Origin of the sequence: Pusillimonas sp. (genome assembly GCF_029263785.1) — a bacterium.
Lineage (GTDB): Bacteria > Pseudomonadota > Gammaproteobacteria > Burkholderiales > Burkholderiaceae_B > Pusillimonas.
On record NZ_JAJUFE010000006.1, the window covers coordinates 94,191 to 114,115 of the forward strand.

Consider the following 19,925-nt stretch of genomic DNA (forward strand, 5'->3'; position numbering starts at 1 on the left):
GAAGATCAGCCTTGTTGCTGATGGGCCGCGTCAGCCACCTGGAACACCGTGGCATCTTCAAAATGACGCCCGATGATCATCAGTCCTACCGGCTTGCCATCCGAAATGCCGCAGCATACCGATATCGCCGGGTGGCCGGTCAGGTCGAACGGGCATGTATTGTTGAGTGGCCCCCAGCTTGCGTGCAGGACATCCTTGGGCGAGGCGTCCTCAAAGACCAGTTCGGTGGCCGTCATCGGCGTGGTCGGCATGAGGAGCACATCGTACTGGTCTAGCCAGGCGTCGTATTCCGATCTGAGTCGACGCACCAGATTGCGTGCTTTGGCATAAAGCCGGCCGCCATGCCGCTTGAGCAGCTCTCCGGTCAGCAAGCTGCCCTTGATGGTGGGAGCCAGCTCGTTGGCATGATTTTGCCAGCCCGAAATGGCCCGCATGAAAGAAAGGGAATATTCGCCCAGCGTGCCATAACTGATTCCATGTCCATGCACCAGATTCTGGTAGGAACCTTCGATACCGATAGGCAACCATAGCGCAGAACCGATGTTGTGCCAGGGGACGGAAATCAGATCAACCGTGGCGCCCTGCTGTTGCAGGCGCTTGGCGGCTTCACGCACAGCCTGGTCGACCCCTTCTTCTGATTCGGGGCGGCCGAAGCCTTCTTGCACTACACCGATCCGCAGGCCCTTTACACCCTTGCCCAGCGCCTTCGTATAGGGCTGGGTACGCACACCCTTTTGACGCCCATCAATGCCGTCGTCGCCCGCAATGACTTCGAGCAACAGCGCACATTCTTCGACGGTGTCGGCCATTGGCCCGACATGGTCGAATGAATACTCAATGCCCAAGACTCCGGTGTAAGGAACCAATCCGTAGGTTGGCTTATGGCCGACAATGCCGCAGAAAGAAGCGGGCATGCGAATGGACCCGGCCTGGTCAGCCCCGATGGCCATGTCCACCTCATGAGCCGCCACCAGAGCGGCACTGCCATTACTGGAGCCGCCGGTCGTATGGCCGGGAGCCCGGGGATTGTCGATGGGTCCGGTATTGGCCGTTGCGCTATTGGTCGCAAAACACAGGTACTCGCAAACCGACTTGCCGGCAATTTCAGCACCGGCATCCAGCATGCGCGTAACGATAGTTGCATCGGTATCCGGCACAAAACCCTCGAGCACTGAAGCGCCATTGGTAAGCGGAACGCCGGCGACGAAGACATTGTCTTTGACAGCGATGCGTTTTCCCTTAAGTTTGCCGCGCGGCGCGCCTTTAATGTTGGTCTTGTAGTACCAGGCGTTGTGCGGATTGTCGGCCCCCTCGGGACGATAACCCGGCGTGCGGGGATACTTAACGGCGGGCGGCAGGTCGGGCAACTTTTCGATCATTCGAAATGCCGGCGTGAGTTCCTTCAGGTACTCGTGATAGCTCTCGGCCTCGTCCTGGGTCAATTCGATGCCCAGGTCTTCTCCCACATAGCGTAGACCATTGATATCCGGAAATGAAAAAGCCATGTCATCCTCCTGTTTTTATGTATGGCGCGCCACCGCGCGGCCGGCGTTGATTGCCCACTGATTAAAGCCGTTAAGTCCAGCGGTTTCAAGATGCCAGGTTTCAGGCAAGGGTTTTCCTTCATCCTTTGGGCTGAAGCCGTCAAGCCATTGTAAAAATAGTCAACTTGCAGGCTAAGATCAGGTGCAGGCCTTATCAACCAAGCCCCGGAGAGCCAAATGGAAATGACCCCGCTCTACTCCCCGAAGTCGGAATCCGAAGCCTCTGTACTTACTGCCATGATGCAGGCCTACGACATCGACTTTCTCATGCAAGGTGCCGCCTTCAGCACCATGTATCCAGGACCCGTCACCAGCAGCCTTAACGCCCAGGTGCTGATGGTACGAAGCGACCAGTTCGAGCTGGCACGCGAGCTCTTGGCATCGTTCCTGCAGTCGTCAGACGGGCCCGACGACAAGTCCACGGAACACAAATAAAAAATATCGCACCGGCTGCTTCAGCGGGTGCGATATTTTGGCTTAATCGCCAGCCTGCCTCTAAGGGCAGGCAAACGATTTAAAGCACTTGAATGTTCGAAGCCTGAGGGCCTTTTTGACCCTGGGTTGCTACAAACGAAACGCGCTGGTTTTCTTCGAGGGTTTTATGGCCAGTGCCTTGGATTTCGCTGTAGTGAGCGAAGAGGTCTTTGCCACCCGACTCGGGCATGATAAAGCCGAAGCCTTTGTCGTTGTTGAACCACTTCACAATACCGATTTCTGTTTTCAATGTAAGTCCTAAATTTTAAAAGGGAAAAATATCCCCTCAGCCACTATGCGTGCTAAAGCTTGGTAAAGCCAGCTTTGTTACCAAAAGACACGATTGACCCGGTGGATAGACGACGCCTTTGCACGAGGCAGATCGCGGTGCGATACGGCCTCCGAATGCTTGTCAGTGCAGCGAGGCATGCTAAATGCTCAGCTGTGGCGCCTCTTGGAAAACCGAACAACCCCCTCAGGGAGCCCGTGATGAACAAATCGAAGATTCCGGTCGCGCAAAAGGATGTGCTGAGCCTGCTGCTGGACGACCACAAGAAAGCAAAGAAGCTATTCAAGGAATTTGAAAACACCGAAGACGACGCCAGGAAGGAAGCGCTCGCGCGAGAAGTCTGCATGGAACTGACTGCTCACACCACTATCGAGGAAGAAGTGTTCTACCCTTTCTTGCGTGAGCACGATCCGGAAGAATTTGGTGATCTTCTTAACGAAGCCCTGGTCGAACACGCCAGCGCCAAGGAGCTTATTGCACAGATCCGTGGCATGGGAATGCAGGACGATCTGTTTGAGGCAAAAGTGACCGTTCTGGGCGAGTACGTCTCTCACCATGTCAAAGAGGAAGAAGAAGAGCTCTTCCCCAAGGTCATTTCAAAGAAAATTGAATTGCGCGAGCTGTTGACGCCGATGACTGAAAGAAAGGAAGAGGCTTTACAGTCGGCTGTTGCTTGATCGGCCCCCGTTACTGAATCAAAGACCGAGTCATTTGCGCTGGACGACTTGTGTCGTTCCGGTGCCAAAACGGGCCTGAAACGTGCCATCACACTGGCAGCATCAAAACGTGAGCGCTTGATTTATATAGGGGCAAGTGGCGCGTCAGGAGGGTCTCGAACCCCCGACCTCAGGCTTAGAAGGCCCGTGCTCTATCCAACTGAGCTACTGACGCATTGGTACGCGCGCCCCGCATTTTAACGTGTCTGCGCAATTAAAGAGAATAAGCAAGTCGCAGATGCCGAATCACAGCGGAGGCAGATGCATGAAACACATTATTTACACGCGGTGGGGACCACTTCGCCACATGGTGCTAAAGTTGCCAGCAATCAGTTTTTTAAAAACCGCAACGCCTATGAAATCGCGCCCTGATCATTCGTCCGGTGGCAAACTCCATCTACCTGCCCTTAAATACAGACCCGACCAAAAGCGACGTCACCGATGGAATTTGGCCGCATCTCTGACCGGACTGTTCGTGACCGCAGCCCTTGCTGCAGCTCCCGCGATGGCTGGCATCACGTATCAGCTGGACACCACCCAGGCCTCCCCCGGTGAAACTGTGCGCATCAAGGGGATGCTCTTCAATGATACCGACAGCGAGATGCCCTGGACTCCGCCACCGTCACTGGTGCTGCAATGGCGTAGCGAAACTGGCAAGGTAATACGTTCGCTGGCACAGCTCGAAAGTTCTTCCCATCAAGTCAATCTTCCGATCAACAATTTTGCGGCGTTTACCTGGAAGGCGGTGGTGCCAACCGAGGCCAAAGGCTTGCAAGCCATAAATATTGAAGGTGAGCCCGTCCTGCTGGCCCTGGACACCAGCGCATTGCACCAGAGCCCGATTACGGGCACCCCGGCAGCGGTGCCCGTAGTGGATGCCGGGGCAGCCTCACCCGGCCAGGCCAGCGATCCCGTGCTTCCAACCGGAATTGTCACGGCTGCCGGAGCGGACTCCACCGAAGGCCCGCAGCCGCCCGCTACCACAACGATAGCCGCCGTGGATTCGGGTTCGGCGGCATTCGAAAATTTTAGAAACGCCATCTCACCCTACGAGCCCGTCTATTTTGACGTGGGCCAGAAAGGCGGAAGCAACGCGCGCTTTCAGATCAGTTTCAAATACCGTCTGTTTACCCCCGTTGACCCCGCTCGTCCAAGCTTCTTCAACCATTTCCACCTGGGTTATACCCAGTTGGCCTTATGGGATCTGGATGGAGACTCCAAGCCCTTTGTCGACGTCACCTATAACCCCAGTCTGTTCTGGCAAAAGGAACGCATCTGGAGCCCGGGCGAACAAAGTCCGTTTTACGCAGGCTTGACCGCCGGTGTCGAACACAAGTCGAACGGAAGAAGCGGACCGGACTCAAGGTCGTTAAATGACGTCTTCATTCAACCCGAGTTTCGCTACCGCTTCGACGGCGGCAGCACCCTGGCATTTACCCCACGTATCAAGGCATATTTCGGGAAACCGGACAACGACGACTATGCGCATTATGCCGGTCACGTCGATTGGAAACTGCGCTGGGCCCAGGATAACGGCCTGGTCCTGACCGGACTTTATCGTCAGGGCACCGAAGGCCGGAACGCCATGCAGTTCGAGGCCGCCTGGCCCTTGCAACGCACCTTTCTCAGTATGAACGGCTACCTGCACCTTCAATACTTCAAGGGTTATGGCGAGACGCTGCTGGGCTACAACCAGAAAAGTTCCGGACAGGTTCGCCTGGGCCTGGCGCTGGTGCCATAAGGCGCGGTCAGATCCAGGCACACCTATGTATCAGGCGATGGCCTCGATTGCCTCGGCCTGCGCCAAGGCACGCAGCACCTTGTCTGGCGTGAACGGAGCATGGCGGAACCGTTTTCCGGTGGCATCAAACAGGGCGTTGGCAATGGCGGCCGGTGCCGGCACAGAAGACGATTCGCCGGCTCCCATGGGAGGCTCGTCCTGACGGTCGAGCAACAGCACCTCGATGGGCGGAATATCGGTGAACGAAATAATGGGGTACGCACCCCATTCGAGGTCGACCACACCTTTGGAGTTGAACGCGACTTCTTCCTTGAGGGTGCGACTGAGCATCTGAACGATGTTTCCGTGAATCTGGTGCCGGACGCCATCCGGATTCACCACCATACCGGTATCCTGCCCTACCACCACCCGGGTCACGGTTACACGCCCGGTTGCAGCATGCACGGACACGTCGACCACCCAGGCGCTCCATGCCGCCCCAAAACCGGGAAACCGGCTATGTGTGTAACGGGCATAGGCCACTCCACGACCATGCAGCATGCCGTTTTCATCCGGGCAACCCCGCGAACCTTGTCGACCGGTTCGCCAGCCTGCATGACGTGCCGTCTCGGCCATGACGTCGCGAGCACGTTCTTCCTTCAAGTGACGCAGACGGAATTCAACAGGGTCGCAACCGATCTCAAAAGCCAGTTCGTCGATAAAGGAATCATGAGCAAAAGAGTTGGGAAGTGCTGACACACCTCGCAGCCACGCCGAACGGACAAATGCCGCCATGTCCTGGCAGGCAATATGCATATTGGGATAACGATAGGGCGGAACCGAGGTGCGGTCACCCATTTCTAGCATGCGTGGTTCGGCGCTGGTGTGACCGGTCAGTAGCAGGGCCAGCGTGGGTGCATCGTTGGAGGGATATCGCGTCAGGAACTGGTAGGACAACAAATCGCCGTTACCATCGAGGGAGCCGGCGACATCCATTACCTGTGCAGCGCCTTTTGGTTCCCAGCCGTGCTCCTGCTCCCGCGTCAATTGGACACGAACAGGACGTCCGATAGCGCGCGATACCAGGGCGGCGTCAGCGCACACATCATCGGCGCAATTACGTCCGTAGCAGCCCGCTGCCTCCATTCGAATGATTTCGATTTCCCCTTCGTCCAATTGCAGAAGCCGGCTTAACTCAACACGCAGCATGTGCGGGTTCTGACTTCCCGACCAGACGCGCACATGGCCCGCCTGGTAATCGGCCACAGAGCACGATGGCCCCACCGAGGCGTGCATTTGAAACGGCCAGACATAAGTGCGAGCCAGGGAGTGTGTGGAGGCAACCTCGGGGCCGGCCTGTTGTTGCTCAAGCAAGGTTCGTTCTTGGAACGGTTGAGCACGAACGGCCGACTCAACATCGCTCATGTCGATGAGATCGGGTATTGGCTTCCACTTGACTTTAAGCGCTCTGGCGGCCTTGATGGCGTGCTCTTCGCGCTCGGCGGCTACGGCAATGAAATCGCCGATTACAACTACCCGTACGTCAGGGGCAATGTGCTGCACGGACGACTCGTCGACAGAGATCAGGCTCTTGCCGACGAAATCACCGCAGTCCCGACCGACATAAGGCGGGCGCACTACGCGGGCATGCCACATACCCGGCACCCTTACATCATGCACGTAAACGGGTTGCCCCGTAACTTTGGCCGGAATATCGACTCGGGGGACGGGCTTGCCGATGAGCTTATAGCTGGACGCAGGCTTGATTGCCACGTCGGGGTCGAGTTCAAGGCGCACCTGCTCACCCTTGAGCAAGTCCCAATAGCTTGTCCGGCGCGAATCAGCAGATGTAATGATTCCGTCATTGACCGCAAGCGTGCCGACATCAACGCCCCATTGCCGGGCCGCCAGCTCAAGCAAATACTTACGGGCCTGAGCGGCCGCCTGACGCAACGGTACGGCCGAAATCTGCACGGTTGCACTGGCAATGGTCGGGCCCTGATTAGGGGTAGCCGACGTATGCCCAAGAACCATTTTCACGCGATCGAATCCAACCTCGAGCTCTTCAGCCACGATCTGAGCCAAGGCAGTACGAATACCGGTGCCAAGATCGACGTGACCATTGAAGGCCAGGACTCGGTCATTGGGAAGCAAAGCGATGAAAACATCGTCGTACGGCTGCAGGTAGTCAGAGGCGATGCCAGGCTGGCGCGGCGGTGGCTTGGCCACCTTTCCCGGAGCCCGGGTGATCAATAAGGTGTCGGGCTGGCCGAACAAGGCCTGTAGCTGCTCTTTTGGTTGGGAAAACGACATGGCGAGCACCCTGGGTTGACGATGCGGGTATGGGGTCGAGTGCTGATGACACAGCCAAATGCTTTACCTGTATCGCATGCACACATTAGATTTTCAAAGTACTCCAATCCCGCGGGAAAATAAAGTTTTGGGAGCAAACTTGCTCAAGCGATTCGGGTAAACCCTTAATTCACAGCGGTTTGTTGAGCCGCTTGCTTTGGTAATCTGGAGCCAATTCATTCAACATGCTGGTTCCCCCAGGAAGCACTTTACCTGCGCAGTTATCACGCATACACTTTAATGGCAGAGTTATCCCTGGCATACGATCAGAACAAGAGCATGAACCGCCGTACCCAAACCATTTCGCTCGACGTCAACGGCAAGACCCATTCCATAGAGGTCGAAGCCGATACACCGTTGCTTTACATCCTTCGCAACGACCTGCAGTTGAACGGTCCCAAGTTCGGTTGCGGCCTTGGTGAATGTGGAGCGTGTACCGTACTTGTAGACGGAGTGGCGGCCCGCTCCTGTGTCATTCCGGTAAAAGGGCTTGCCGGACACAAGATCACCACACTCGAAGGGCTCGGCACACCCGAAAACCCCTCTCCCGTACAACAGGCATTCATTGACCAGCAAGCCGCCCAGTGCGGCTACTGCATCAACGGCATGATCATGACCTTGCAGGCGCTACTCAATCGCAATCCACACCCAACCGAACAACAAATCCGCAACGAGCTCAAGTTCAATCTCTGTCGTTGCGGAACGCATGTGGAAATTATGGCGGCCGCCCTTCAAGCGGCGAAATCTGATTCATGACAACACCTGTGGAACTTGCTCGTCAGAGCTCGCCCTCGGTAGTGGGGTCGGGCGACATTGCGCCACCTCCGGTGGACCAGCTGCTTCACGGCGTCACCCTGCGTCCGCCCGTTCTGCACTGGGACGGCATCGCTTATACCGGGGCACGCCTGGACCATATGGATGCAGAAGCCGCCAGCTCCACACCTGGCGTGGTCAGGGTGGTCGTCCAGAAGGATTTTGTTGGCGTCGTAGCCTCCCAGCACGGCCAGGCACTGATGGCTCGATCCAGACTTCATGCGGCTTGGGCGACCCCGGTTTCGAGCGATATGGACGCATGCCGGCTGCCTTCGGGCGAGCAATCGTTGCCAGCCGGCGGACGCCCAGCACCCCGAAACCCGGCAACGCTGACCCGCACATATGTCTGGCCCGCCCCATCTGAGCAAACTTTAGCCTGGGCGATCGCCCAATTTTCGGGCGCCGAACTTACGGTCTGGACGTGCACTCGCCAACCGGACGCATTGCGGCGCGAGCTGAGCCAGATATGCGCTGTACCCGAGGAATCGGTTCGTATCATAGCCAACGGCCAGGTTGCGGCCGAAGGTTACGATGTGGCAGCCGACGCTGCCATTCTCGCCCGCCTGTGCAATCGCGCTGTCCGTGTCCAGCAAGACGCCGAGACATTTCGCGCCGACGCGATTGAATTAAAGGTCTCGGCAAACCAGACCGATGCTTCGGTCGGATCGGCTGACTCCACATCGGCCGGCATGGGCTCACAACCCCAGTCCCATAACGATTCAGAACACGCCGGAATAACGGGGCTTTCAATATCGTCGATGGTCTCACCGCGACAGCGGCCGTCTATCGCCGCCTTGCTTTGCGGCTTCGAAACGTCGCAAGGGCCTCAATCGATAGTGCAGGTCGCGAACTACGGTAAGCATGCGTGCTTCGCACCCCCTTCACCGGGCCTGACAGTGGACAGCGCCACATTGGGCCTGCCGCCGGCGGCACAAGTGTTTGCGCAAGAATCCTTTTTCGACGAGGCATGCAGGGAATCCGGGAAAGATCCTGTTCGCGCACGCCTCGCCCAAATAGACAGCGAGACTGGCCGGGAGCTGATCGCGTCAGTCGCGGAAAAGGCCAAATGGACGTCCCCAGGTACAGCGAAACGCACACCCTACGAGGGTCGAGGCTTTGCCTACGCGCATGTTATCGACGCAACCGAAGAGCCGCCCCGTGAGGTCTGGTCGGCCTGGGTGGCCGACATCCGCATAGACCCGAGTAGTGGTGCCATCGACCTTACCGGGCTGACGGTCGGCCACAATACCCGTTCAGCGCAGACATCCGAAGCTCCGCGAGTTGAAACGGATATCCGGAAGGCAGCGGCACATTGGCTGCGTCAAGCCACCGGACATGACACATGGTCGAATCCCGACACGGACCTGCCCCTGGCGCAATCTTCGACCAAGGTTCAACTGGTACAACCCGGGCCTACCGGGCTGGCGTGGAGCCGGAATGCCGAACTTCCTGCTGCAGCTGCCATTGCCAACGCGATTTACGACGCTACGGGCGTCCGCTTTCGCCAGCCGCCGTTTGATAAAGAGCAAATCAAGCGCCAACTGGCTCTGAAACGCGAGTCTCGTCGCAGCCGCAAGGCGGGTTACGGGCTGCTGGGTGGTATTGCGGCTGCTGTGGGTGGGCTGCTGGTGGCAGCCATGCCATGGCGCGGAGCGATAGCTCCGGTGGCGAATGTCGACACGTCCATTTACTCGGCCGCCGCAATCGAGCGCGGCCGACTGGTTGCCGCAGCGGGCGACTGCATGGTCTGCCACACGGCCGAGGGCGGCATACCCAATGCGGGTGGACTGGCCCTTGAAACTCCGTTCGGCAAAATCTACACAACCAACATCACTCCGGACAAAGAGACGGGGATAGGCACCTGGTCGTATGCCGCTTTCGAGCGAGCCATGCGTGAAGGCATACATCGCGACGGACGACACCTGTACCCGGCCTTTCCGTATACAGCGTTTGCCAAGATTTCAGATGCAGACATGCAGTCTCTCTATGCCTATCTGATGACCCGCGAGCCGGTTCGCAACACGGTTCCCGCCACAGAACTGGCATTTCCTTACAATGCGCGCCCGCTGCTGGCCGGCTGGAATTTGCTTTATCACAAGAACGAGCAATATCAGCCTGACCCGGCTCAGACGACGCTCTGGAATCGCGGAGCCTACCTGGTTCAGGGTCTGGGCCATTGCGCGGCCTGTCATTCCCCGCGCAATGCATTGGGCGCCGAGAAGCAGGGGGAACATTTCCTTGCAGGAGGCTTTGCAGAAGGTTGGGAGGCACCGGCGCTGAACGCCTTGTCACGAGCCCCGATCCCTTGGACGGAAGAGGAGCTCTATCGGTATTTGCGTACGGGGTATTCGCCATTGCATGGAGTGGCATCAGGGCCGATGGCTCCGGTGATTCAAAGCATGGCGGAACTGCCGGACGATGATGTCCGCGCAGTGGCACATTATCTTTCGACCCTGGCACCACTGCCGGCTGCAGATACGCCACCGGCATTGAAGGCGGCACAGCTTGAAGCTCGAAGCCGCGAGGACCAGCGCGTTCTGTCGCTGGCGGGCGAGAACCTTTTCCAAGGGGCGTGCGCGGTGTGCCATGATGCGCGGGAAGGTCCCCCACTGTTCGGATCACGTCCTTCGCTGGCACTGAACACGAATCTTCACAGCGATCATCCGGACAATACGATCCAGATTCTTTTACACGGACTTGATAATCCGGCGATGGCTGAACTGGGATATATGCCGGGGTTTGCCGACAGCATGAATGATGAGCAACTGGTGACGCTGCTGAAGTATTTGCGGATGAGGTTTGCGCCAGATAAGCCGGAGTGGAAAGGGCTGGAGGAGAAGGTTCGGGCGTTACGGGGCGAGTGAATGTCCGTGCCTTTTTAAGACTTTCGTGTTGGGCAACGTCGCCTGCTTGGGCTCTTGAGGCGCCAGGCTGATGAAATCCTGTATGGTCGCGACGAAGGGTTCTGCAAAATTGCGTTTGAGTCGCGCCAGTTCACCGACGGTCTGAGCTCGTTGAGCGCAGGGTGCGATTTAACTAATAACCCCAAACAACATACAGACCAACAGCAAGAACGTTCCGCTCCATGGCGTGGAGCGGAACACGTCTTGACCGGTACGGTCAGCTCTCAAACAGTCAGGTAAGCGCGACGGACCTCTTCGTTGGCGGCCAATTCTTCCATGGAGCCGTGATAGCGGATTTGTCCTTTTTCGAGCACGTAGACGCGATCAGAAACGAGCTCGGCGAAGTGGACGTTCTGCTCGGAAAGAAGGATGCTTACGCCCTGCTCTTTGAGCGCGATGATCATGGCAGCCATTTGCTCGACAATTACTGGCGCAACGCCTTCGGACGGTTCGTCGAGCAGGACAAGAAAGGGGTTGCCCATTAGCGTACGTGCGACGGTGAGCATCTGCTGTTCGCCGCCGCTCATGAAGCCGCCCGGACGGTCTTGCATGGCACCCAGGTTGGGAAACAGCTTGTACAGTGCCTCGGGAGTCCAGGTTGGAGCGGGGGTGCCATCGGGCCATTTGCGCGGGGGCTGACGACCGACCTCGAGGTTTTCGGTGACGGTGAGGTCGGTAAATACGCGCCGGTCTTCCGGTACGAAACCCAGGCCGGCCCTTGCGATTTCGAAGGGCTGCTGGCCGGACACGCGTTTGCCCATGAATGTGACATCGCCCTTCCATTTGGACATAAGGCCCATGATGGATTTGAAGGTGGTCGACTTGCCCGCGCCGTTACGGCCCATCAGGGCGACGACTTCACCACGTCCGACATTGAGACTGACATCGAACAAGATGTGTGCTGCCCCATACCAGGCGTTGAGTCCGGAAACTTCAAGCAGGGGCTGTTGGATAGTGTTGCCTGTGTGATTCATGTTGTCGCCTGCGCCGTCTGGTTCTTTTCAAAGGTCTTGCCTGAGCCGAAATAGACTTCTTGAACCTTGGGATGATTTCGTATGTGATTGGCGTCGCCTTCGGCGATAAGTTTGCCTCGCGCAAGAACGATCATGCGATCCGCGTAGGCGAAGACGACGTCCATGCTGTGCTCGGTGAAAAGCACCGCCATATTGCGCTGGACAACCAGCTCTTTGGTCAGTGCCATCAGCTCGTTGCGCTCTTTGGGCGCCATTCCGGCCGTGGGCTCGTCCATGAGCAGAAGTTTGGGATTGTTGGCAAGCCCCATGGCCAGCTCTACGCGTTTGACGTCGCCATATGCCAGTTCGCTGCAGGGCCGGTCGGCCTGGGAGGCCATACCGACCTGGGCAAGCAGATCAATGGCCTCCTGGCGGTACTGGTCGGCAGCTACGCTAAAGAAGGAATAGATTCTGCGGTGATGCGACAGCAAGGCCATTTGCACGTTTTCGACCACGGTCAGCGAAGCAAAGGTGGCGGCGATCTGAAAGGTACGCCCCACGCCCATGTGCGCGATCTTGCGGGGTGCCTGGCCGATGAGCTCGGCACCATCAAGCTTCACGGAGCCTGCAGTGGCTTGCAACTGCCCGTTCACCATGTTGAAGGTGGTGGTCTTTCCGGCGCCGTTTGGCCCGATCAGGGCCAGGAGTTCACCTTGCTGCAGATCGAAGCTGATGTCGTCTACGGCCAGGTTGCCACCGAACTTCTTGGTAAGGTTTCTGACTTCGAGCAGGCTCATGCCGCTTTCTCCTCCTTGACCCTCAGGCGACGGGCCTCGATGCCCTCAAACACCTGCCTGATATACCCGGCGATGCCTTGCGGGAAGGCCAACACGAGGATCAAAATTACTCCGCCGAACATGGCGTGCCAATATTCGGTTGCGCCCAGGAAGTAATCCTGCAAAACCTTGAAGGTCGCAGCGCCGACGATAGGCCCGATAAGCGTTTGTACGCCACCCAGCAATACCATGACCAGACCGTCGACGGATTTGCTGATTGAGATGACTTCAGGTGCCGCGCTTCCTTTGGAGAACACAAACAAGGCGCCCGCCAGGCCGGCAAAAACGCCGGAGATGATGAAGGTGATCCATTGCACCCGCTTGACGTCAATGCCTATGGCGTCAGCCCGCAGCCCCGAGTCACGGCTGGAACGCATGGCGTAACCGAACGGCGAGAAAAGAATACGCCTGAGCACCAGGGTGGCCACAAACACTATGGCAAGGGCGAAGTAGTAATAGGTATCACCCTCCAGCCAAGATGGAGGCCAAATGCCGATCAAGCCATTTGAACCCCCGGTGAAATCGTCCCACTGGAACACAATCGACCAGACGATCTGCGCGAACGCCAGGGTAAGCATGGCCAGGTATACGCCTGACAAACGGATGCAGAACCAGCCGAACACCAAGGCACCGACACCGGCAATCAGAGGCGCCGTGGCAATGGCCCAGCCCATGGAGAATGCGGCCTCTCTGAGCAGCAAGGCGGCACCATAGGCACCCAGGCCATAGTAGGCAGCATGCCCGAACGAGTTCATGCCTCCTGGCCCCATCATGAAATGAAGGCTAAGTGCAAATAGCGCAGCGATGATGATGTCAAGCATCAGTACCGGTGCATAGGGATACCAGTCGGACATCAGCGGAATGGCCACCAGCACGACCATCAACGCGACCATGAATACCTTGAACGGCATGGTGGAACGACGCAGCGGCGCTTCGATGGGTGCAGAGTTGCGGCTGTGACCTTGTGGCTTGCCGAACAGACCCCACGGACGGAAGATAAGCACGACGGCCATGAATATGAATTCGACCACCAGGGTCAGCTTGGGAAAGGCGAAGCTGATGCCCCCAATGGTGACGGTGCCAAGCGCAATACACAGCGCTTTAAGCTCGGCAATGAGCAGCGCTGCAATGTAAGCGCCTGGGATGGAACCCATGCCGCCAACGACCACAATGACGAAGGCATCGCCAATGACGCTGATATCCAACGTCAGGTTGGCCGGCACGCGTGGAATCTGGACTGCTCCACCAAGGCCGGCAAGGAAGGCACCCAGCGCAAACACACCGGTAAACAACCAGGCCTGGTTTACACCAAGTGCGCCAAGCATCTCGCGGTCTTGGGTAGCTGCGCGGACAAGGGTTCCCCAACGGGTTCGCGTCAGGAGCAGCCACAACAGGCCCAGCACTACAGGCCCGATGAATATCAGTACAAGGTCATACCACGGAAAGTAGCGACCCAAAATCATGAAGGAACCGTTGAGGCCCGGTGCCAGTGGGCCGAGCAAGTCTTCGGGACCCCACAGCCACAGCGCGGCGTCATTGAAGATGAGCACGAGCGCGAAGGTGGCCAGCAATTGGAAAAGTTCCGGCGCGCGATAGATGCGTCGCAGCAGAACGATTTCGATCAGAGCGCCCAGCGCACCAATCAGCAGCGCTGCAGCGATAAGGCCGGCCCAGAAGCCGAGAGGCGTCTGACCGATCGATTGAACCAGGGTGTACGCAATGTACAACCCCAGCATGTACAAGGAACCATGCGCAAAGTTGACGATGCGGGTGACACCGAAAATCAGTGAGAGGCCCGCAGCGACCAAAAACAGCGATGATGCTTCAGCCAAGCCATTAAGCAGCTGAACAATTAAACCCGATACATCCATTGCTCTTCATACCCCGTGGTTGAAGATGCGCGCCGCTGGCGCGGCGCGCGTTACCTGCGTGCTGCCTTAATTGGCAGGACGCATTTTCCTGATCTCTTCATCCGACGGCTGTACATCGGCACCGTCAATGTACCGGATGTCGGTCATGATGCCCTTGCCATCCTTGACGGCGAGTTTGCCCACGTAGGCGCCCATGGTCGACTGATGGTCGATTTCACGATACGTGATGGGGCCAAAGGGTGTTTCCACGTTCAGGCCGGTAAACGCCTTGATCATGTCTTCAGTATCGGTAGATCCACCGGCGCGTTCGATACCTGCGGCCAATGATTTGATGGCGCTATAGCCAACGACCGTACCCAGACGGGGATAGTCGTTGAACTTGGCCTGATAGGCCTCAAGAAACTTCTTGTGTTCGGGCGTGTCGATGGCGTACCAGGGATAACCGGTAACAACCCAGCCTTCAGGCGTCTCGGCACCCAGGGGGTCGAGGTACTCGGGCTCGCCGGTGAGAAGACTGACCACCGACAGATCCTTGAAGAAGTTACGCTGTGTTCCGGCACGAACCAGCTTGGCCAGGTCGGCGGCGAAGAGGACGTTGAACATGGCGTCCGGCTTGGCATCGGCCAGGGCCTGAATGACGTTGGCAGCGTCAACCTTGCCTAACGGTGTGGCCTGTTCTGCGACGAACTCGACGTCGGGCTGAGCTTCTTTCAGCAGCTTCTTGAATGTTGCCACTGCGGACTGGCCGTACTCGTAGTTCGGATACACCAGCGCCCAGCGCTTCTTGTTCATCTTCACTGCTTCGGGCACCAGCATGGCGACCTGCATGTATGTGGAGGCGCGCAGGCGGAAGGTGTAGCGGTTGCCGTCTTCCCAGACGATCTTGTCAGTAAGCGGTTCGCTGGCCAGGAAGAAAACTTTTTTATGCTTGGCGTAGTCGGTAACTGCAAGACCGATGTGGGACAGGAAGGTACCTGTCAGGACGTCGACCTTGTCGCGCGACAGCAGATCTTCGACTGCACGCACTGCATCGCCCGTGTTTGAGTTGTCGTCGCGGATGACGAGTTCAACTTTTTTTCCGTTGATACCACCGGCCTTGTTGATCTCTTCTACCGCCAGATCCATGCCGTTCTTGTACGGCCCCAGGAACGCCGGCTGCGTCTTGTAGCTATTGATTTCACCTATCTTGATCGTATCTTTAGCTGAGGCCGACATCGATAGTGAAACACCCACTATTGCGGCCATCAGTACTGAACAAACTCTCGAGCCTTTCATGGAAATTCCTTATTCAATGCACAACACCGGCCCGGTGCCGGTGTCGTGCCCAATCAAAGGGAATGGTGCATCGATTGAAGTGTACACATGTAATTTTTTGAACAAAAGATACAAATCATAGGGATAAACCCTTTATTCGATTTTGGAAATAGGGGCTGCCATCGCCTGATAAACGACGAGGGGCACGAGGAAAAACCGGGTTCAAACGCGGACACAAGGATGCACACACGCCGTTCCGCGGGGATACGGACGCAAATTTAAAGCGTATACATCATAAAAAGTACGGTACTGGCCAGCTCGTCACTACTCGAAAACCCTAGGTCTTGCCGACATCGACATCGTCGCCACTCATTTTATTGAGCAGATAGAGCAAGGCCATTCGTTCGGCCGGATTGAACCCTTCAAAGGTCTTCTCGGTGATATCAAAGGCAAAAGGGACCATCGACTCGACCAGCTGTTCGCCGGCTTCGGTGAGACTGACCAAAACCTTGCGTCGGTCCATTTCATCATGGCGCACCGAGACCAGCTTACGCACCTTGAGCCTGTCGATAACACCCCGGATGGTAGCCTGGTCAATAGCTGTCTTCTTGACGATATGGCTTAACGAACATGCTCCCGAATCGCGGATTGCGCAAAGTACGACAAACTGCGCCGCCGTAAGCTGCGTATCTGGAATCATTTGCTGAAACAGGGCCGTGTGCCGCTGATAGGCACGGCGAAGCAAATGACCCACCTGCTCGGAGAAATCGTACCTTTCTGAAGACGGAAGGCCGGATGAGCGACGCGTATTCTTTGTCATTGAGTGTGCCTGGAAGTTTTGTCGATCGCGCTTTTTCCGTCGCATTGTTATATATTACGCCAACCTTTTCAATGCCTGCGCGGTACGCCACACGCCTTTCGAGGTCGACGGCCGACGCAATTTCCCATGCGCCAACTTGTCATTCTGTTTATCGTATCGAGCCTCTTGCTGCTCACATTGAGTCGCGGGCTGCTGACCGCATGGCAATGGCGACGCGTGTCATCCGCCGGCGGCCTTCTGCCAGTCTTCAAGGGGGGACTGCGCATTGATGCCCACCAGATCGCGATCTGCGTGGGAATGCCGGCTGTGCTCGCTCCCTGGTTGGGTCACATGCCCTGGGCGGTAGCCATTACCGGCTGGTGGATGATGCTCTGCTGGATGCTTTTTGTGCTTCTCGAGCTGTCGACCCCACAATTCATAATCGAATATGACACGCGCCCCAACAAGCTGTATGTTGAATATCTGCGCCACCCCAATGAAGTTTTCGGCATGCTGTGGAAAGGCTATAAGGGTCTGTTGATTGGCGCGGCGCTGGCGCTTGCAGCCTTCGCCTTGCTGGGTCATGTCCTGTTCGGAAACGGTGTGCCCGACCGGCCGTTACCCTGGTGGCAAGCATCACTTATGTCGGTGGCTGCACTGGCCATCAGTTTCATTGCCATCCGGGGCACGCTGAGCCATCGTCCCATCAACCCCTCGACAGTCGCCTACTGTGGCGACAGCATGCTCAACACCCTGCCGCTCAATTCGTTCTACAACGTATGCTACGCCATCTACAGCATGAAGAACGAGCGGTCTGCCGCAGATGTATATGGCGGCATGGATACCGATGAAATGCTGGCCGTGGTGTGCGAACAGGCAGGAATCGCTCCAGCGCAACCGAAGTCTACGCTACACCAACAGACCGCCACGGCGCGAAGGGCAGAACCGCTCAATATCGTCCTGATTGTGCAGGAAAGCCTTGGCGCACAATATGTCGGCGCCTTGGGCGGAGCCAACCTCACGCCCTGCTTTGACGCCCTTGCCAAAATTGGCTGGAACTTCACCCGCGCTTACGCGACTGGCACGCGGTCGGTGCGGGGCCTCGAAGCAGTGAGCGCGGGCTTCCCCCCCACTATCTCGGATGCCGTGCTGCGACTGCCGGGGGCCCAGAGCAATTTCTTCACTCTGGCCCAATTGCTCACTCAACGCGATTATCGGTCGCGCTTCATTTATGGTGGCGAAGCTCACTTCGACAACATGAAAAGCTTTTTTCTGGGTAATGGGTTCACCGAGCTGCACGACCGACCGACATTCAAGAATCCAAAGTTTGTCGGTACCTGGGGCGTGTCGGATGAAGACATGTTCGACCGGCTGCACGACCTTCTCAGCGCCCCGCCAGATCAACCTACGCTTACCCTTGCCTTTTCGGTAAGCAACCACTCGCCCTGGGAATATCCGGAAGGACGAATTGAACCAGTCGGGGATCCGGCCACGGTCGAAAATACGGTTCGCTATGCAGACTGGGCCCTGGGCAGATTCTTCGAACAGGCGCGGCAAAGTGATTACTGGAAGGACACTGTGTTTCTTGTTGTGGCCGACCACGACTCAAGGGTGGGAGGCGCCAGCCTGGTGCCACTACGCCATTTTCATATTCCTGCACTTATTCTTGGGGCAGATATTGCGCCTCGCCGCGATGAGCGCCTGATCAGCCAGATCGACCTTGCCCCGACCTTGCTTTCGGTGGCCGGGATTGACGCCTTGCATCCGATGATAGGCCATGATTTGACAGGTGCTGGCGGCGGGCGGGCCATGATGCAGTACGGTGAAAACTATGGCTACCTCAAGCACGATCAGCTTCTCGTGCTGGAGCCTCACAAAGCTGCACGCCAGTTTCGCTATAGCGCTCCCGACAAATATGAGCCAACGGTGCTGGACACGACCTTGGCCCATGAGGCACTTGCGCACGCATTATGGCCGTCCTGGGCATATCAGGAAGGTGCCTACTCTTTACCCCGCACGCCTGCCCGTAACGCGGCCCAAGCGGCCACCTAATGATGCATGTGGGGTACCAGCCCGGCGTCGAACCGACACTGCGGCTAACCTTGGCGGACCGATGAAGGCGCGCTGATTCCGGCCGTGACAAAGGCCGTAATCTGTTCGAATATTTCGTCAGCATCGTCCGGATCGCAGATTCCGGGAGCCAGTTGCTCGAGGCGGTGCGTATCAGAAAACACATACATGTACGCGCCTATCATCAAACCCATGCGCCAGTTGACATCTTTGGCAGACAGGTGGGGACACACCTTGGCCAACATATCGATATAAGCACGCGTGGAGGCGTCGTACGCTTCGCCACGAAGCTTGTAAGAGATATCTGCGGGCTCGGTGTGCAAGCGCGCCTGCAGACGCAGAAACAGTCGGCCGCGCGGCGAGCTTCGCATCGCGATTGTCGGCGCCAGAAACGCCTTGACGACATCCTTCACGGTGACGTCAGAGCGCTTCTCGAGGTCCTTGAGCAATTTCATGCGCTCTTCGGAAATCGTTTTGCCGCGACGGATGAATACGTCTTCGTAAAGCCCGTATTTGCTGCGAAAGTAATAATTGATCAGCGCCTGGGTCACGTCGGCCCGCGCAGCCACCATGCGCAAGGTTGCACCCGAATAGCCCACTTCTGCAAATACTTCTTCGGCGGCATCCAGGATGCGTTCGGCAGTATTGTCTCCGGCCGCACTGCCTTCCGGGCGCCCGGGACGGCGTCCTGCTGGACGAGGTGGAGTCGCTGTCGGGCGCGTGATCTCGGTCATGATTCATCTATCCATTACAGGGGTAAAATCGGTCGCATTGTAAGCGTACACCCAGTTCGCCTTGATGCCGCCGGCATGCGGATCTTTCTTTTGCTGCTCGCGATATTCTGCATCACGACGCGCCTGTTCTTCCTTTGAAGACAAATGATATGTCTTGCCGCGCTCGCGTGCTTCAAGCTGAACCCGACTGGTACGTGGCAATCGCTCGGCCTCGTATTGAGCCAGGGCAAGATCCAGGCGGCCAGGCAGACCGTCGATCGCCTTGGCCAGAACGTATGCATCTTCAATGGCCATTGCGGCACCTTGGGATAAAAAAGGCAGCATGGGGTGCGCGGCATCGCCAAGCAAGGTGATGCGCCCTTTTGACCAGGTCTTCATTGGGTCGCGATCGAACAGACCCCATCTGTACACTTCGGTAACACGCTCAAACAACTGGCGGATATAGGTATGCCACCCTTCGAAGTCTCCGAGCAAGGCTTCTTTGGTGCTGAGCGTATTCCACGATTCTTCGACCCAGGTTTCAGTTTCGTGAACAGCAACGATATTGACGGCCTTTCCCCCGTTGACATAGTAGGTAACCACATGGCTTTTTGGTCC

Annotated in this window: 16 protein-coding genes and 1 tRNA gene; 6 read left to right on the plus strand and 11 right to left on the minus strand. The window is 57.2% G+C overall.

Features of this window, described 5'->3' with window-relative positions:
• Window positions 1–5: 5 nt before the first annotated feature.
• On the minus strand, window positions 6–1,505 hold the full coding sequence (locus Q1J88_RS03405) for an amidase (RefSeq protein ID WP_301116080.1): 1,500 nt from the start codon (window positions 1,503–1,505) through the stop codon (window positions 6–8).
• 216 nt (window positions 1,506–1,721) lie between these two features.
• Between Q1J88_RS03405 and Q1J88_RS03410 the strand changes: the two genes are divergently transcribed.
• The gene (locus Q1J88_RS03410) at window positions 1,722–1,979 is read left to right on the plus strand and encodes a hypothetical protein (protein ID WP_301116081.1); all 258 of its coding nucleotides are present in this window, start codon (window positions 1,722–1,724) and stop codon (window positions 1,977–1,979) included.
• A gap of 79 nt (window positions 1,980–2,058) precedes the next feature.
• Here the strand turns inward: Q1J88_RS03410 and Q1J88_RS03415 are convergent, their stop codons facing one another.
• Window positions 2,059–2,268, minus strand: coding sequence for a cold-shock protein (locus Q1J88_RS03415; protein WP_301116083.1), 210 nt, complete (start codon window positions 2,266–2,268; stop codon window positions 2,059–2,061).
• 239 nt (window positions 2,269–2,507) lie between these two features.
• Between Q1J88_RS03415 and Q1J88_RS03420 the strand changes: the two genes are divergently transcribed.
• On the plus strand, window positions 2,508–2,984 hold the full coding sequence (locus tag Q1J88_RS03420; RefSeq protein ID WP_301116085.1) for a hemerythrin domain-containing protein: 477 nt from the start codon (window positions 2,508–2,510) through the stop codon (window positions 2,982–2,984).
• 137 nt (window positions 2,985–3,121) lie between these two features.
• On the opposite strand, the gene Q1J88_RS03425 is transcribed toward Q1J88_RS03420, so the two are convergent.
• Window positions 3,122–3,198 (minus strand) — tRNA-Arg (locus Q1J88_RS03425).
• Between the two features lie 300 nt (window positions 3,199–3,498).
• On the opposite strand from Q1J88_RS03425, the gene Q1J88_RS03430 reads away from it, so the two are divergent.
• Complete coding sequence (locus tag Q1J88_RS03430; RefSeq protein ID WP_301116086.1) at window positions 3,499–4,764, plus strand: phospholipase A; 1,266 nt, start codon at window positions 3,499–3,501, stop codon at window positions 4,762–4,764.
• 30 nt (window positions 4,765–4,794) lie between these two features.
• Here Q1J88_RS03430 and Q1J88_RS03435 read toward each other — a convergent pair whose 3' ends face one another.
• The gene (locus tag Q1J88_RS03435; RefSeq protein ID WP_301116087.1) at window positions 4,795–7,056 is read right to left on the minus strand and encodes a molybdopterin cofactor-binding domain-containing protein; all 2,262 of its coding nucleotides are present in this window, start codon (window positions 7,054–7,056) and stop codon (window positions 4,795–4,797) included.
• A 318-nt stretch (window positions 7,057–7,374) separates the two neighbouring features.
• On the opposite strand from Q1J88_RS03435, the gene Q1J88_RS03440 reads away from it, so the two are divergent.
• The gene (locus Q1J88_RS03440; protein WP_301116101.1) at window positions 7,375–7,851 is read left to right on the plus strand and encodes a (2Fe-2S)-binding protein; all 477 of its coding nucleotides are present in this window, start codon (window positions 7,375–7,377) and stop codon (window positions 7,849–7,851) included.
• Window positions 7,848–10,772 (plus strand): c-type cytochrome, encoded by a 2,925-nt coding sequence (locus tag Q1J88_RS03445; protein WP_301116089.1) that lies wholly within the window; start codon window positions 7,848–7,850, stop codon window positions 10,770–10,772. The genes Q1J88_RS03440 and Q1J88_RS03445 overlap by 4 nt, the downstream gene beginning before the upstream one ends.
• A gap of 263 nt (window positions 10,773–11,035) precedes the next feature.
• On the opposite strand, the gene Q1J88_RS03450 is transcribed toward Q1J88_RS03445, so the two are convergent.
• From Q1J88_RS03450 to Q1J88_RS03470, 5 genes are all read right to left on the minus strand, one after another.
• Window positions 11,036–11,785 carry an ABC transporter ATP-binding protein gene (locus tag Q1J88_RS03450; protein ID WP_301116091.1) on the minus strand — a complete coding sequence of 250 codons (750 nt, stop codon included), beginning with the start codon at window positions 11,783–11,785 and terminating at the stop codon, window positions 11,036–11,038.
• The gene (locus tag Q1J88_RS03455) at window positions 11,782–12,561 is read right to left on the minus strand and encodes an ABC transporter ATP-binding protein (protein WP_301116092.1); all 780 of its coding nucleotides are present in this window, start codon (window positions 12,559–12,561) and stop codon (window positions 11,782–11,784) included. The genes Q1J88_RS03450 and Q1J88_RS03455 overlap by 4 nt, the downstream gene beginning before the upstream one ends.
• Entirely contained in the window at window positions 12,558–14,471 is a 1,914-nt protein-coding gene (locus Q1J88_RS03460) for an ABC transporter permease (RefSeq protein ID WP_301116093.1), read from the minus strand. The genes Q1J88_RS03455 and Q1J88_RS03460 overlap by 4 nt, the downstream gene beginning before the upstream one ends.
• A 66-nt stretch (window positions 14,472–14,537) precedes the next feature.
• Window positions 14,538–15,686 (minus strand): ABC transporter substrate-binding protein, encoded by a 1,149-nt coding sequence (locus Q1J88_RS03465; RefSeq protein ID WP_301116102.1) that lies wholly within the window; start codon window positions 15,684–15,686, stop codon window positions 14,538–14,540.
• A 376-nt stretch (window positions 15,687–16,062) separates the two neighbouring features.
• Entirely contained in the window at window positions 16,063–16,545 is a 483-nt protein-coding gene (locus Q1J88_RS03470; RefSeq protein WP_301116095.1) for a MarR family winged helix-turn-helix transcriptional regulator, read from the minus strand.
• Window positions 16,546–16,671: 126 nt separating this feature from the next.
• Here Q1J88_RS03470 and Q1J88_RS03475 point away from each other — a divergent pair, with 126 nt between their 5' ends.
• A complete protein-coding gene (locus tag Q1J88_RS03475) occupies window positions 16,672–18,576 on the plus strand; it encodes an LTA synthase family protein (RefSeq protein ID WP_301116096.1) in 1,905 nt (634 codons plus the stop codon).
• A 44-nt stretch (window positions 18,577–18,620) separates the two neighbouring features.
• Here Q1J88_RS03475 and Q1J88_RS03480 read toward each other — a convergent pair whose 3' ends face one another.
• Together Q1J88_RS03480 and Q1J88_RS03485 are read right to left on the minus strand one after the other, a co-directional pair.
• A complete protein-coding gene (locus tag Q1J88_RS03480; RefSeq protein WP_301116097.1) occupies window positions 18,621–19,328 on the minus strand; it encodes a TetR/AcrR family transcriptional regulator in 708 nt (235 codons plus the stop codon).
• A 3-nt stretch (window positions 19,329–19,331) separates the two neighbouring features.
• Window positions 19,332–19,925 (minus strand): FAD-dependent monooxygenase (locus Q1J88_RS03485; protein WP_301116098.1); only part of this gene is annotated, 594 nt, incomplete at its 5' end.

What these genes read in the sequence shown, in the direction of transcription:
- Q1J88_RS03445 (WP_301116089.1), top strand. Translation starts at nt 7,848, where the DNA reads ATGACAACACCTGTGGAACTTGCTCGTCAGAGCTCGCCCTCGGTAGTG.
- Q1J88_RS03480 (WP_301116097.1), bottom strand. Translation starts at nt 19,328, where the DNA reads ATGACCGAGATCACGCGCCCGACAGCGACTCCACCTCGTCCAGCAGGA.
- Q1J88_RS03455 (WP_301116092.1), bottom strand. Translation starts at nt 12,561, where the DNA reads ATGAGCCTGCTCGAAGTCAGAAACCTTACCAAGAAGTTCGGTGGCAAC.
- Q1J88_RS03475 (WP_301116096.1), top strand. Translation starts at nt 16,672, where the DNA reads ATGCGCCAACTTGTCATTCTGTTTATCGTATCGAGCCTCTTGCTGCTC.
- Q1J88_RS03420 (WP_301116085.1), top strand. Translation starts at nt 2,508, where the DNA reads ATGAACAAATCGAAGATTCCGGTCGCGCAAAAGGATGTGCTGAGCCTG.
- Q1J88_RS03440 (WP_301116101.1), top strand. Translation starts at nt 7,375, where the DNA reads ATGAACCGCCGTACCCAAACCATTTCGCTCGACGTCAACGGCAAGACC.
- Q1J88_RS03405 (WP_301116080.1), bottom strand. Translation starts at nt 1,505, where the DNA reads ATGGCTTTTTCATTTCCGGATATCAATGGTCTACGCTATGTGGGAGAA.
- Q1J88_RS03470 (WP_301116095.1), bottom strand. Translation starts at nt 16,545, where the DNA reads ATGACAAAGAATACGCGTCGCTCATCCGGCCTTCCGTCTTCAGAAAGG.
- Q1J88_RS03460 (WP_301116093.1), bottom strand. Translation starts at nt 14,471, where the DNA reads ATGGATGTATCGGGTTTAATTGTTCAGCTGCTTAATGGCTTGGCTGAA.
- Q1J88_RS03450 (WP_301116091.1), bottom strand. Translation starts at nt 11,785, where the DNA reads ATGAATCACACAGGCAACACTATCCAACAGCCCCTGCTTGAAGTTTCC.
- Q1J88_RS03465 (WP_301116102.1), bottom strand. Translation starts at nt 15,686, where the DNA reads ATGTCGGCCTCAGCTAAAGATACGATCAAGATAGGTGAAATCAATAGC.
- Q1J88_RS03435 (WP_301116087.1), bottom strand. Translation starts at nt 7,056, where the DNA reads ATGTCGTTTTCCCAACCAAAAGAGCAGCTACAGGCCTTGTTCGGCCAG.
- Q1J88_RS03410 (WP_301116081.1), top strand. Translation starts at nt 1,722, where the DNA reads ATGGAAATGACCCCGCTCTACTCCCCGAAGTCGGAATCCGAAGCCTCT.